The following is a 13566-nucleotide window of genomic DNA, read 5'->3' on the forward strand; positions in this document are numbered from 1 at the left end:
CGCTGATCGGCACGACCGGGACCGGTCGGCGTTCGGTCCGAGGTCGGCCCGGCCGATCGGTGCCGTTGTCCCGCGGATCCCACGGGCGTACGGCGCGGATCGATCGTCGGCTTCCAGGCGTCAGGTGTCAGCGCACGGCCCTCCTCCGCGCCGACGTGATGTCCGCCCGCGGGTGCGTCCGCTGACCCGGGATCGCCGGCGGTGATCCGAGCTGCTGGTCGATCCGGCAGGCCGGCTGCGGTCGCGACCAGAGGAATCCCTGGCCGGTGGCGCAGCCGGCCGCATTCGCCTGCTCGACCTGCTCCGGTGATTCCACCCCCTCGATGCAGGTGTCCAGGTCCAGGTCGTGCGCCAGCGAGAGCAGCGCCCGCAGCAGGGCGTCACCGGTCCGGCTGCCCAACGCGGTCGTCACCGACCGGTCGATCTTGATCCCGTCGACCGGCATCCTCATCAGATGGGCGACCGAGGAGAACCCGGTCCCGAAGTCGTCGAGGACGATGCGGAACCCGAGGTCGCGCAGCGCGTGCAGCTGCACCGTGGTGATCGGGCCGGTGGACAGCATCGCGGTCTCGGTGACCTCGAGATCCACTGCGGTGGACGGTATCCCGGCACTCGCCACACGGCCGGCGATGCGCTCGACGCAGTCCGCCTGTTCGAAGTGCCGGGCCGACAGGTTGACGTGCAGGCGGAGCCGCGGATCCCGGCGGAACCACGGCGCGAAGTGGCGGGCCGCGTGCCCGATGACGGCGAGGTCGAGATCGACCACCATGTCCGAGGTCTCAGCCAACGGCAGGAACGCCGAGGGTGAGAGCAGGCCCAGCTGGGGGTGCTCCCAACGGGCGAGCGCCTCGAGGCCGACGGTCCGGCCGGAGACCAGTCCGACGACGGGCTGGAAGTGCGCGGTGATCCGGCCGGTGTCGATCGCCTCACCCAGCGCCAGGGCGTTGGCGACGGTCAGCCGCAGGTCCTCCCGCTCCAGCCGGCGCAGTTCGAGTTGCTCCTGGACGATCCCGCCGGCAGCGGCGAGGTCCTGCAACTGGCGGGCGGAGAACCCGCGGCGTTCCGGGTGGAGCAGGCAGAGCGTGCCGATCGGCAGACCTTCCCGGCCCACGAGCGGCAGCCCGACGTAGGTGAGCATGCGCCGGTCGCCGACAGCGACGTCGATCTCGAGGACCTGCGGCCGGGCGTCGTCGATCACGTCCCGGCACACGGTGGCCAGGTTGCCGACCTGGCGGGGATGGACGCCGGCGCCGGCGATCGTGTGCTGGACGTTGTCGTCGACGACGTTGACCAGGGCGATCGGGAAGCCGAAGTACTTCGCGAGCAGTTCGACCGACTGCTGGAGGGCCGAGGTGCGGTCCGGTGGGACCAGGTAGTGCAGTGCCGATCGGTGCCGGCGGGAGCTGGGCATGACACTTCCCCTTTGCTGACGAACGGGAAGAAGGGACGGGGGTTCCGGCGAGCACTGGCGTGCCCTGGTGAGCACTGGTGAGCGCGGTCGCCGGGGAGACCGGTGCCGCCCGCGGGCGGGCACCGTGGGATCACCCACGGGCCCGCCGCTGCGGACGGGACGTCAGCGCTGCACGCGCCGCCGGCGGCCGAGGGCGACCACGAAGCCACCCGCGACGAGGAACAGCAGCGCCAGCGAGACCAGCCCGCCGACATCCACACCGGTCCAGGCCAGACCCGCGCTGCCCGGCACCGTGGCGTCCGGGGCAGGGACCGGGGCCGCCGCAAACGGCGGAGCCTGGGGTACGACCGGGGCGGCCGGGCCGGCAGGAGCAGGCGCACCCGGCTGGGCCGGGGTTGCGGGATCGGCTGGGGTGCCCGGCTCGGCGGGAGTGCCCGGCTGGGCCGGAGTGCCCGGGTCGGTCGGCTCACCCGGGGTGCCCGGGTCGGTCGGCTCACCCGGGGTGCCCGGGTCGGTCGGCTCGCCCGGGGTGCCCGGGTCGGTGGGATCGACCGGGGTGCCCGGGTCGGTGGGATCGACCGGGGTCACCGGCTCACCCTGACCGCTGCCCGTGCCCTGCACGCAGCTCACGCCGCTGGATCCGAGGATCCCGAGACCGAGACCGCAGATGCGGATCCGGATCGGGAAGCCCCCGAAGATCCCCGTGCCGGGGTCGTCCGTTCCGTCGGTGGTGCCGGAGCAGTCGATGACGCTGTCGCCCAGCAGACCCAGACCCACGCCGCAGACGTCGACCGGGATGTCGATGACCGGGACGGTGGGATCGGTCGGCACGGTGGGATCTGTGGGCACCGTCGGATCGGTCGGATCCGTGCCGGGATCGGTCGGATCCGTGGGATCGGTCGGTGTGGTGCCCGGGTCCGTCGCGACACCGCAATCGGTCGCCGCATCACCGAGCAGACCAGCAGAGATCCCGCAGACGTCCACCGGGATGTTGATCACCGGGCTGTCACCCAACGGCCCGACCGGATCGGTCGGATCAACGGGGTCGGTCCCAGTGCCGGTGCCCGGGTCGGTCGCGACACCACAATCGGTCGCCGCATCACCCAGCAGACCAGCAGAAACCCCGCAAACATCGATCGGGATGTTGATCACCGGGCTGTCACCCAGCGGCCCGACCGGATCGGTCGGATCAACGGGGTCGGTCCCAGTGCCGGTGCCCGGATCGGTCGCGACACCACAATCGGTCGCCGCATCACCGAGCACACCAGCGGAAATGCCACAGACGTCCACCGGAACATTCACCAGCGGGGCCTCCCCCACCGGCGAGGACGGATCAACGGGGTCGGTCCCAGTGCCGGTGCCCGGATCGGTCGCGACACCACAATCGGTCGCCGCATCACCGAGCACACCAGCGGAAATGCCACAGACGTCCACCGGAACATTCACCAGCGGGGCCTCCCCCACCGGCGAAGCCGGATCAGTCGGATCGGTACCGGTCCCGGTGCCCGGGTCAGTCGCGGCACCACAGTCGGTGGCGGCGTCACCAAGGATGCCCGCGGAGATTCCGCAGACATTCACCGGCGCATTCACCAGCGGGGTCTCCCCCACCGGCGAAGCCGGATCAGTCGGATCGGTACCGGTCCCGGTGCCCGGGTCAGTCGCGACACCACAATCGGTCGCCGCATCCCCGAGCAGCCCAGCGGAAATGCCACAGACGTTCACCGGCGCATTCACCAGCGGGGTCTCCCCCACCGGCGAAGCCGGATCAGTCGGATCGGTCCCGGTGCCCGGGTCGGTCGCGACACCACAATCAGTCGCGGCATCACCGAGCACACCAGCGGAAATGCCACACACATCCACCGGGATATTGATCACCGGGGTGTCACCCATCGGCGAGGACGGATCAGTCGGATCGGTCCCGGGGCCCGGGTCGGTCGCGGCACCACAATCAGTCGCCGCATCACCGAGCACACCAGCGGAAATGCCACACACATCCACCGGGATATTGATCACCGGGGTGTCACCCACCGGCGAGGACGGATCAGTCGGATCGGTACCGGTGCCCGGGTCGGTCGCGGCACCACAATCAGTCGCCGCATCACCGAGGATGCCCGCAGTCACGCCGCACACATCCACCGGCGCAGTCACCAGCGGAGTCTCCCCCACCGGCGAGGACGGATCAGTCGGATCGGTACCGGCGCCGGGATCGGTCGCGGCACCACAATCGGTCGCCGCATCACCGAGCAGACCCGCGGAGATCCCGCAGACGTCCACCGGCGCATTCACCAGCGGCACCTCGCTGCCGTCCGCATCCGGCACCGTGGTGCCGGCGCCCGAGTCGATGGAGCCGCCGCAATCGGTCGACGCATCACCGAGCAGACCCGCGGAAATCCCGCAAACGTTCACCGGCGCATTCACCAGCGGGGACTCCCCCACCGCCGAATCGGATCCAGCGCCGGTCCCGGTACCCGGGTCCGTCGCGGCACCACAATCAGTCGACGCATCACCGAGCAGACCCGCGGAAATCCCGCAGACGTCCACCGGCGCATTCACCAGCGGAGCATCGGCGCCGTCGGTGGTCCCGGAGGTACCGGGCTCCGAAGGGGCTCCACAATTCGCACTGCCATCACCCAGCACACCCGCGGAGATCCCGCAGATGGTCACCGGGATGGTGGCGACACTGCCCTGGGTCGGCGTGGTGACCGGCCCACAGTTCGCGTCCGCATCACCCAGCACACCCGCGCCGATGCCGCACACGGTCACCGGGACGGAGACCAAGGGCCGATCCGAGTCTTCGCTGTCTGCCGGTGCCCCGGACGTCGGGGCGCAGTTCGCAGTGGACTCGCCGATCCCGATCCCGCACACGGTGATCGGGGCCGAGACCAGGGCGTCGGAATCACCAGCGGTCGGCGCACAATTCGAGGCACTGTCACCCAGCAACCCCACGCCGATCCCGCACACATCGATCGGGGCCGAGACCAGGCCGCCATCGGTGAGATCGTCGGTCAGGTCATCGGTGCCGTTCAGGTCCGGGAGCCCGATCGGGGACCCGTCGCTGTTGTCGGACCCGGCACCGACCGTGACGGCGACATCAGCGCCGTTCTGATCGACATCCGCATCCGCCGTCGCAACGCCATCGGCCGGCAGGTTGGCATCCGCATCGGCAGCGATCTGACCGTCGTCGACCGTGGCATCGGCGGACACGTCCGCATCGTCGGACACGGTCGCGTCCGCGCCGGCCTGAACGCCGTTGTCGGCGACATCGGCATTCGTGGTCGCTGCGGTGTCGTCACCCACCCGGAGATCGACGTCAGCCGTCGTCTGCTCGTCGGTGACATCCACGTCCGCGGTGGCCTCGACGTCGTCGGACACGGTGGCATCGGCGTCTGCGGAGACCCCTTCCTCCGAGGCGTTCGCATCGGCGGAAGCGGTGACCTCGTCCGAGACATTCGCATCCGCATCCGCGGACACACCCTGATCGGAGACATCGGCATCGACCGACGCCGACGTGTCATCACCGACCTGCGCATCCACATCCGCCGACACACCCTCATCCGAGGCATTCACATCAGCGGACGCGGTCACCTCGTCCGAGACATTCGCATCCGCACCGGCGGACACACCCTGATCGGAGACATCGGCATCGACCGACGCCGACGCGTCATCACCGACCTGCGCATCCACATCCGCCGACACACCCTCATCCGAGGCATTCACATCAGCGGACGCAGTCACCTCATCCGAGACATTCGCATCCACATCCGCGGACACACCCTGATCGGAGACATCGGCATCGACCGACGCCGACGCGTCATCACCGACCTGCGCATCCACATCCGCCGACACACCCTCATCCGAGGCATTCACATCAGCGGACGCAGTCACCTCGTCCGAGACATTCGCATCCGCACCGGCGGACACACCCTGATCCGACGCATTCGCATCGGCGGAGGCATTCACCTCGTCCGACACGTGTGCATCGGCGTCGGCGGACACACCCTCGTCCGAGGCGTTCACATCGGCGGACACCACGGTGTCGTCACCGACCCCGAGGTCCACACCCAGGTGCAGACCGTCTCCGGAGCCATCGGCGTCGGTGCCGACGGTGATCGGCGCCTTCCCCGATCCGGAACCCTGCCCGAGCACGTCGACCGACGTGCCACCGAGCTTGACCGACACCAGTGCGGTGCCGTTGCCACCGGGGTCTGTCCCGGTGGAATCCGCGGCGGCGATGCCTACCCCGAGGGCGAACATCCCGCCGCTGAGAACTGCGATCTGCAGCCCTCTTCGCAGCAAGTTGTGCATGATCTTCTCCCGAAGATTCGAAGGAACGATGGACGGGCCCGGAGGGCCCTGAATCGGGCGCCATGACGGCAGCCCGGTCCTTCGTTCAGTCGGGGGAGAAGCTCCTGTCCTCGGCCGGGGAGGCCGGGATCGCGACGCCGGCCGGATGCACGGCGCCGATCAGGGAGAGCGAGAAGTGGTGGCCGGAGGCCGGCAGCGACACCGTCGGTGCGGCGGCCGAACCGCCGGCGGCACCGGACGGAGCGGTCGGGCACGGCACCGAAGGGGTGGCCGGCTGCGGCTGCGCGGGGGTCTGTGGGGCACGGGTACCGGTGGCGATCGAGGACTTGGCGATCGAGGCGGTGGCGGCGCTACCGGTCCGCACGACCGCCTCTCCGGTGCGGTCGCCCGTTCCCGACGGAGAGGTGGTCGACGTCGGCACCGATCCCCCGGCGACGGCGTCCGTGCTTGCCGACAGCAACGCATCAGCAGCGGCAAGCCGAGCTGACGCAGGAGCGACGATGGCGGCGCGGCCGGAATGTGAAACGGCGGAGCGGGTGGAGGTTCCGGCGGAGCTGTCGGTCGCGGTCGGCGTGGAGTGCGCGCCGGTCGCACCGGCGCCGCCCGCCGGGGTGTCGACTCCTCCACCGGCGGCCGGCGGCGTGGTCGGCACCGACGGGGAGGCACCCGGCACCGGCGGAACGACGGCCGGCAGCGCCGGGTCGACGATCGGGTCGGTCACCGGGCGGACCACGTCGACCACCGGGGTCAGCAGACCGGTCACCGGATCGAGCACCGGGGCGAGCGCATCCACCACCGGCACCAGCGGGGCGGTGACGGTCTGCACCACCGGCTCGACGGTCGCAACGACGGGATCCAGCACCGGCCGGACGGCATCGACGACGGGCGCCACCACGGTGCCCACCTCGTCGGTGACCGGGGTGACCACCGCGACCACACCGCCGACGACGGGCTCCACGGCCTCGATCACCGGTGCCAGGCCCTCGACCACCGGGCGCACCACCCCATCGGCCAACGCGCCGGTCACCGGGCGGAGAGCCTCCGCGACCGGGGCGACGACGGTGGTGGTGACGGCGTCCGTCACCGGCCGCACGGCGGCGACCGCCGGGGCGACGACGCCCGTGCCGAGTGCGGTGGTGAGCGGCGTGATCGCGCCGGCGACCGGCTTCACGACCGAGGTCACCAGGTCGGTGACCGGCGAGTCCGCGGCCGGTTTCGCGACCGGCGCGGGCTTCGCAGCCGGAGCAGGCTTCGCGGCGGGCTTCGCAACCGGAGCCGGCTTCGCAACCGGAGCCGGCTTCGCAGCCGGAGCCGGCTTCGCGGCGGGCTTTGCAGCCGGAGCAGGCTTCGCGGCGGCAGCCGGCTTCGCAGTCGGGGCAGGCTTCGCGGCGGGCTTCGCAGCGGGAGCCGGCTTCGCAACCGGAACAGGCTTCGCAGCCGGCACAGGCTTCGCAGCCGGAGCGGGCTGGGCGGCGGGGGCGGGTGCGGGCTGCGTCGGCTTGGGCGACACCACCTGCTGCACCGTCGACGTCACGTCGTCGGTCACCGTGTCGACGGTCCCGACGACACCGCTGACGACCGCACCGATGACGCCCTGAGCGGGTGCCGGGGCAGGGTCGGCAGGGGCCGGCTTCGGTGCGGCAGCGGGCTTCGGCGCAGGGGCCGCAGCGGGTGCCGCGGCCGGCGCTGCGGGCTTGGCCGGAACAACTTTCTCCACAACGGGTGTCGTCGCCGGAGCGGCCGGTGCTGGAGCAGGCTTCGCGGCCGCCGGGGGCTTCGCTGCGGGCGCAGGCTTCGGGGCCGGAGCGGGCTTCGGGGCCACGGCCTGCACCACGTCCCCCACCGGCTTCGTGACGGTGTCCACCACGCCGGTCACCGCTGTTCCGAGGCCGCCCAGCGGTCCGGGGTCGGTACCGGTGGGGGAGGCGGAGGCCGCGGTGGCGCCGAGAAGCCAGACGCCACCGGCGAATCCGGCGATCGCGAGTCCGCGCAGCAGCCATCGCCGGCCGCGGAGGCCCGAGCGGGAGGAGCGGGGGTCCGGAATCGAATGCGATCCCATCTCCGCCTCCGATCACTCGGCCACGGTCGTCCGGGGGACGTGCGCAGTACTCACGCCGGTTGCTCGACGTGCGTCAAACGTACTGCTGCGCAGGCGCAACGGCGCTGCAGCAGGGTGGTTTTCACCCGAACCCGGGTGCGTGTCCCTCGGGGTGAGTGGCCGGAAGCGCACACCCGGCGACCGGCGGAACACTCCCGTGGCCGCACCTCTCCGGATGCTGTGGTCGGGGTCACTGTCGGTGATCCGGACATCAGGGACGAACACCCAGGGGCGCAGAAGTACGACCGCACGGGGAACGAGCAGCGGTGAGACAGGCACGCCAGGTTGAGCTCTCAAGAACACCCGACCCCGGAATGCACGACGTCCCGCCTCCGTGCCCAGGGGCACGAGAGGCGGGACGTGGTGCGCTGTGTGATCCGGAAGGCGCTGCGGAACGAGGGAACCGGTCGGTCAGGCGGCCGGCGCCAGATCCTCGGAGAGCTTCTCCAGTGCCCGGCGCAGGATCCGGCTGATCTGCATCTGGCTGACGCCGACCTCGGCGCCGACCTCGGCCTGGCTGAGATCGTCCCAGTACCGCAGACCGATGACCCGCCGCTCCCGCTCGGTCAGCTTCGACATGGCGTGGGCGAGGTCGTGACGCGACTCCACGAGGTCCAGGAAGTGGTCCTCGCCGCCCAGCATGATGTCCGGCTGCAGTGCATTGTCGAGCGAATCCGGGTTGCACATCCAGTCCGCTGCAGCACATTCGCGCACAGTGGTCTCGGAAACTCCGGCATGAGCGGCGATCTCGGCCGGTGTCGGCTCATGGCTGTTGCGGTGAGCCAGTTCCTCGCGCGAGTTGCGCACGACTGCGCCGGCCTCCTGCAGGGACCGGGGCCGGCGCACCAAGGTCAGCCGGTCGCGGAACCACCGCTTCACGGAGCCCTCCATGGTGGGCACCGCGTAGGAGAGGAAGCTCGGGGCGTGACCCGGCTCCCACCGCCGGACGGCCTGGACGAGTCCCAGCAGCGCCTGCTGCTCAAGGTCGTCCAGGGGAGCGCCGCGGCGGGCGAACCGACGCGCGACCTGGGTCGCGATCGGCAGGTGGTGGAGCACCACGGCATCCTCGGCCGAGGTGATGGCGGCCGGCGAGCCGGTCGCGCGGGCGGTCAGTACCTCGTCGAGCAGCTCATCGGCGCGCGCCGCGAACTCCTCCTTGGGCATCCGGCCGGACCGGAGGTGTCGCACCGATCCCGAAGAACCCGGAATCCGGTCGGATCCCGAGGTACGGAGATGCTGGTCGATCGTGCGGGGCGTGTCGAGCATGGTCGTCTCGTTCCCTTGCACAGCCCGGGCCACTGTCTGGACCCGGTCCGGCATCGTCCGGGCGAACCCGGTGGGTGGGCGGACGTGCAAGCGGTCCGCTGCGATGCCGTGTCTAGCTGTGATCGACTCTAAACGGTTCATCACGCGAAAAGCCAGCCGGGTCACAGTTCCCACCCGTTTCCCACGGTGCCGAACGGGCAGCCGGGTGGTACACCTGCCCGGTGGACCACGACGCCGGACGAGCACATCATGACAAACCGGACAAGTCGGGCGATAGCGAGAGTTCCGGTCGCGCAACGGATTCCACAGTCGCCGGGCTGCGGACGCAGCGAAAACCCAACTGGGCCCTCTACCTCCGACGAGTCGCGGTCCTCGTTCTCCTGCTGATCGTCGTCGCCGGAGGCGTCGGGCTGCTGGGCGTTCACAGTTCTTCCGTGACGGCGTCAGGAAACGGCTACACCCTGTCGGTGACCTATCCGCGGATCGCACGTGCGGGTCTCGACGTGCCGTTCCGAGTCGAGGTGACCGCGCCGGAACCGTTCCCGTCCGACCAGTCCATCACGGTCCGGATCACCCGCGAGTACCTGACGATCTTCGAATCGCAGGGGCTCCACCCGGAGACCTCGGCCGAGCGGGGCGACGCCACCACCGTCGACTGGGAGTTCGACCCGCCCGCCGACGGTGCGGTGTTCGCCGTCGACTACGACACCTACATCCAGCCGGGCAGCCAGCGCGGCGAGGACGGCACGGTGCAGCTGGTCGTCGACGGCGCGGTGCAGACCTCGGTGTCCTTCACGACCACACTGCTGCCCTGACAGCGGTACCCCCGAACAGAGAGGAGTCCGGTGGAGATCGTCTACCGCGCGGCGGCCATGTTCGTCTTCCTGTGGATCGTGACCAGGATCGTCGGCCGATCGACGCTGGGGGAGCTCAGCACCTTCGAACTCATCCTCTTCGTGACCCTGGGCGACATGGTCCAGCAGGCGGTGACGCAGCAGGACTACTCCTTCACCGGCGGCATCCTGACCATCTCCGTCTTCACCCTGCTCACCGTCGGGCTGTCCTGGATCAATGCGCGGTGGCCGAAGGTCCGCACCGTCACCCACGGCGTCCCGGTGGTGATCGTGCAGGGCGGTGATCCGCTGCTGGACGTCATGAAGCACGAACGGCTCTCGCTCGACGACCTGATGGCGGCGGCGCGGCAGCAGGGCTTCGAACGGTTCTCGGACATCCGGCTCGCCGTGCTGGAGGCGAACGGCCAGATCGCGTTCCTGCGGAAGGGCGACCGGGACGGCGAGAGCGGAGCGGCGGAGCGGCCGACCGCGGGCTGACACGCGGACCCGCCCGCCCCTGTCGCAGCCGCCTGCAAGATCAGGACATAATGCGTGCGGTCCAGCAAGTGGCCACTGGCATTCGACGCGGCGCCAGGGACCACACGGCCGCAGCAAGTGATCACATGACCCACGAATGGCAACCCGCCGAACTGGCGGAGCGGACCCGGCGCGCCCTCGGCGCGGAGGAGGACGACGCACTGCTGTCACTGGCCCGGGCCGCCGTCGAGGCCGGGCTGGCCGACCTGGCGGCCGTCGGTCGCCGTGGTATCGACGGCGACGGCCCCACCGTCGTCGGGGCGACAGATCCGCTCGCCCAGGCGATCGGCGACCTGGAGCACACAGCCACCGGCGGCCCCGTGCGCAGCCTGATCGACAGTGGGGACGACCTGCTGACGATCGGTGACGTCGCCACCGCACCGGCCTGGCCCGAATGGTCCGCGGCCGCGGCGGCCACCGGCATCCGGCAGATGACGGCGGTGCGTCTGCATGCCGATCGCGGCACCCTCGGGGCGCTGCTGCTCTACCGCACCACATCCGTGCCGTGGACCGGACCCGAGCTCGAGCTGGCGAAGCTCATCGGCGTGCACGCCTCGATCGTGCTGGCGCACGCCGACGGCACCGCCCACCTGTGGCGGGCCATCGACGCGCGGAACCGCATCGGCCAGGCCCAGGGCATCCTGATGGAGCGCTTCTCCCTCGCGGCGGACACCGCGTTCGAGGTCCTCCGGCGGTACTCGCAGACGACGGGTACGAAACTGCAGAGCATCGCCGACGACCTGGTCCGGACGCGGAAGCTCCCTCAATCCGACTCCGATGGGCCGGCACCGAACTGAGGCCCCTGAGGACCGGGCCGACGTCGCATCGTCGATGACGCTGACGCATGATGGGCAGGCACGCCGCCTGTTCGCACAGGGGCCAGCGCCCCGGGAAGGTCGACCTGACATGGAGACGATCCCGCAGTACCTCCACGACCTGATCGGCGAGGCCCGGTCCGCCATCGGCCAGGGTGACCGCGCCGAGGGGTTCGAGGAGGCCCTCAGGGGCGTCACGACCGCAGCGATCGCATCCGGCATCTGTGACCTGGCCGGCATCACCGAACGCCGGGGCCGGACGCTGACCACCATCGGCGCCAGTGCGCCGCTGGTCGAGAAGCTGGACGCCGCCCAGTACGAGGCGGGCGAAGGTCCTTGTGTCGCCGCCGCATTCGACGACCGCGGGGTGCTGGTGAGCCAGGATCTGCAGGTCGACCCCCGCTGGCCGACCTGGGGCCCGGCGGCGGTCGAACTCGGCGTGCACTCGGTGCTCGGCATCCAGCTCTACGTCGACGACGAGGCAATGGGCGCACTCAACCTCTACTCGAGGACCCCGCGCACCTTCAGCACCCAGGACGTCGAGACCGCGCAGTTCATCGCGGCCAATGCGTCGTTCAGCCTCGCGCATTTCCGCAATGTCGAGCAGCTGTGGACGGCGATCGACGCCCGGCACCGGATCGGCCTGGCCCAGGGAATCCTGATGGGACGGTTCGACCTGACCGTCGACCGGTCGTTCGAGGTGCTCCGGCGGATGTCGCAGCAGCAGCACCTCAAGTTGTCGGCCGTCGCCTCGGCGGTCATCGCCGCCCGCGGCCTGCCGCCGACCGATCCGTCCACCGCGAACTGACCGAAGGGCTGATGTCAGCCGGTCCGCGGATCCGGGATCTGCTGCACCGGGCCCTCGGTCGGCGCGTTGCAGGAACCGCACGCCGGGCAACGGAAGAGGAGCCCTGGCACCCGGTGCACGCTGCGCTGCCGGCGCATCAGCACCCGTCCGCAGTGGCCGCACACGCAGTCGATCCGGCCGTGACCTTCCAGGAACGCGGCACCCGGTGCCGACGGTCGGGGGAGGGCGAACACCCGGGCGAGTTCCGGGTCGTCCGGCTCGGCGACCACGGCCATCCGCACGGTCCGTCGCATCATCGCCTCCACCGTGGTCGTTCCCCGTACGCCTCCACGGTGCCCCGCGCATCACCGGTTCCGCCTCGCCGGAACGCATGAAAACGCTGTTGCGATCGCGCTCACCGGGCGTGACGGATCGGCTCCGTCGGCCTGCCGGGCTCACCCCGGTGCCTTCCGGCCGTACGGCCCGGCGTGCGCTCCGACGAAGACGTCGTCGATCCTTCTACTGCTGTCGAGGAGCCAGGGCGTGTTTCTCCACCCCGCACCGCCGCGAAAGATGTCCTATGGGAGCAGTTCCCAGGTGCCCTCGGAGACCACCTCGACCCGGCCGTCGTCGACGACAATCGCGCTCCGGTCGTCCAGGACGTACGCCGGGCCGGTGACCCGGGTGCGCCATCGCTGCGCCGCCGCCATCGAGTTGCCGGGTTCGCCGTCCGGGGCGAGGTGCGGGCAGATGGAGAAATCGACGAGGCCGAGCGTGCTCTCGTCACCGCTCGGCGGGCGCCACTGGATGAAGTCCGCGCCGACCTCCGGCGTCATCACCATGCTGCCGGCACTCAGCCCGACCCAGACCGTGTCGGTCAACGACGGAAGAAGGTCGACGAACCCGGACTCCCGCATCCAGTGGCAGAGATAGAGGACGTCACCGCCGGCAGCGAGCAGCACGTCCGTCTCCCGGACCATCGGCGTCCAGCGGTCGGCATCGATGCTCGGCAGGGCGGTCAGTTCGAGGATGCCGACCGACCGCCAACCGAGATCGACCATCGGGTTCTCCGACCGCCCGCTGATGAACTCCCACGCCTTGACCCCGGGTCCGCTCCACGGGTGGCCGTACATCGCGGTCGGGATGCACAGCGCCGACGCCTCCTCGACCGGCTTGCCGAGCAGGTTCACCAGCGCGGCCCGGATCGACGGATTGGTGACACCGCCCGACGTGAGCAGCAACTTCACGGCGCCTCCCGGCAAGGACGGATCAGGAAGGGTCAGAACAGGTCGAAGATCCGGACCACGAAGAACAGCACCACCGCGAGCACGAACACCCCGATGATGCCGATGACCACCGGCCCCAGGAAACGTGGGCTGTCCCGTTCGTGATGCGTCAGTCCCACGGTGGTCGAGCCCGAGTCGGGCGGCGTCTCGCCCGGCGGTACACCGCCGCCGGGCTCGAGTCCGGGCGTACGAGCCGGATCGGGGTCCGGCGGCTGGTCCGTCGACATG

At 70.5% G+C, this 13566-nt stretch carries 12 protein-coding genes; 5 read left to right on the forward strand and 7 right to left on the reverse strand.

Features of this window, described 5'->3' with window-relative positions; all coding sequences use genetic code 11:
* Positions 1-127: 127 nt before the first annotated feature.
* From GIS00_RS13380 to GIS00_RS13390, 3 genes are all read right to left on the reverse strand, one after another.
* Complete coding sequence (locus tag GIS00_RS13380; RefSeq protein WP_154768929.1) at positions 128-1411, reverse strand: EAL domain-containing protein; 1284 nt, start codon at positions 1409-1411, stop codon at positions 128-130.
* Between the two features lie 162 nt (positions 1412-1573).
* Positions 1574-5716, reverse strand: coding sequence for a hypothetical protein (locus GIS00_RS26915; RefSeq protein ID WP_196073266.1), 4143 nt, complete (start codon positions 5714-5716; stop codon positions 1574-1576).
* A gap of 85 nt (positions 5717-5801) precedes the next feature.
* The gene (locus tag GIS00_RS13390; RefSeq protein WP_154768930.1) at positions 5802-6887 is read right to left on the reverse strand and encodes a hypothetical protein; all 1086 of its coding nucleotides are present in this window, start codon (positions 6885-6887) and stop codon (positions 5802-5804) included.
* Here GIS00_RS13390 and GIS00_RS13395 point away from each other — a divergent pair.
* Complete coding sequence (locus GIS00_RS13395; RefSeq protein WP_154768931.1) at positions 6853-7314, forward strand: hypothetical protein; 462 nt, start codon at positions 6853-6855, stop codon at positions 7312-7314. The genes GIS00_RS13390 and GIS00_RS13395 overlap by 35 nt on opposite strands.
* A 911-nt stretch (positions 7315-8225) precedes the next feature.
* Here the strand turns inward: GIS00_RS13395 and GIS00_RS13400 are convergent.
* Positions 8226-8978, reverse strand: a complete 753-nt coding sequence (locus GIS00_RS13400) for a sigma-70 family RNA polymerase sigma factor (protein ID WP_196073267.1) — start codon at positions 8976-8978, stop codon at positions 8226-8228.
* 536 nt (positions 8979-9514) lie between these two features.
* Between GIS00_RS13400 and GIS00_RS13405 the strand changes: the two genes are divergently transcribed.
* The 4 genes from GIS00_RS13405 to GIS00_RS13420 all read left to right on the forward strand — a co-directional run bounded on the left by GIS00_RS13405 (position 9515) and on the right by GIS00_RS13420 (position 12073).
* Complete coding sequence (locus GIS00_RS13405; RefSeq protein ID WP_154768933.1) at positions 9515-9895, forward strand: hypothetical protein; 381 nt, start codon at positions 9515-9517, stop codon at positions 9893-9895.
* 30 nt (positions 9896-9925) lie between these two features.
* Positions 9926-10411 carry a DUF421 domain-containing protein gene (locus GIS00_RS28420; protein WP_322097930.1) on the forward strand — a complete coding sequence of 162 codons (486 nt, stop codon included), beginning with the start codon at positions 9926-9928 and terminating at the stop codon, positions 10409-10411.
* Positions 10412-10536: 125 nt separating this feature from the next.
* Entirely contained in the window at positions 10537-11247 is a 711-nt protein-coding gene (locus GIS00_RS13415; RefSeq protein ID WP_154768934.1) for a GAF and ANTAR domain-containing protein, read from the forward strand.
* A gap of 109 nt (positions 11248-11356) precedes the next feature.
* Positions 11357-12073, forward strand: a complete 717-nt coding sequence (locus GIS00_RS13420; protein ID WP_196073268.1) for a GAF and ANTAR domain-containing protein — start codon at positions 11357-11359, stop codon at positions 12071-12073.
* A gap of 14 nt (positions 12074-12087) precedes the next feature.
* Here GIS00_RS13420 and GIS00_RS13425 read toward each other — a convergent pair whose 3' ends face one another.
* The 3 genes from GIS00_RS13425 to GIS00_RS13435 form a co-directional block, all read right to left on the reverse strand.
* Positions 12088-12369, reverse strand: a complete 282-nt coding sequence (locus GIS00_RS13425; RefSeq protein WP_154768936.1) for a hypothetical protein — start codon at positions 12367-12369, stop codon at positions 12088-12090.
* Positions 12370-12630: 261 nt separating this feature from the next.
* Positions 12631-13299, reverse strand: a complete 669-nt coding sequence (locus tag GIS00_RS13430) for a Type 1 glutamine amidotransferase-like domain-containing protein (RefSeq protein WP_322097931.1) — start codon at positions 13297-13299, stop codon at positions 12631-12633.
* Between the two features lie 32 nt (positions 13300-13331).
* Complete coding sequence (locus tag GIS00_RS13435) at positions 13332-13565, reverse strand: DUF6480 family protein (RefSeq protein ID WP_154768938.1); 234 nt, start codon at positions 13563-13565, stop codon at positions 13332-13334.
* Position 13566: the final 1 nt, after the last annotated feature.

The organism is Nakamurella alba (assembly GCF_009707545.1).
Classification (GTDB): Bacteria; Actinomycetota; Actinomycetes; order Mycobacteriales; family Nakamurellaceae; genus Nakamurella; species Nakamurella alba.

Bases quoted from the DNA above. Each gene is read 5' to 3' on its own strand.
- GIS00_RS13425 (WP_154768936.1), bottom strand. From the start codon at position 12,369: ATGATGCGACGGACCGTGCGGATGGCCGTGGTCGCCGAGCCGGACGAC.
- GIS00_RS13435 (WP_154768938.1), bottom strand. From the start codon at position 13,565: ATGTCGACGGACCAGCCGCCGGACCCCGATCCGGCTCGTACGCCCGGA.
- GIS00_RS13420 (WP_196073268.1), top strand. From the start codon at position 11,357: ATGGAGACGATCCCGCAGTACCTCCACGACCTGATCGGCGAGGCCCGG.
- GIS00_RS26915 (WP_196073266.1), bottom strand. From the start codon at position 5,716: ATGCACAACTTGCTGCGAAGAGGGCTGCAGATCGCAGTTCTCAGCGGC.
- GIS00_RS13400 (WP_196073267.1), bottom strand. From the start codon at position 8,978: ATGCCCAAGGAGGAGTTCGCGGCGCGCGCCGATGAGCTGCTCGACGAG.
- GIS00_RS13380 (WP_154768929.1), bottom strand. From the start codon at position 1,411: ATGCCCAGCTCCCGCCGGCACCGATCGGCACTGCACTACCTGGTCCCA.
- GIS00_RS13415 (WP_154768934.1), top strand. From the start codon at position 10,537: ATGACCCACGAATGGCAACCCGCCGAACTGGCGGAGCGGACCCGGCGC.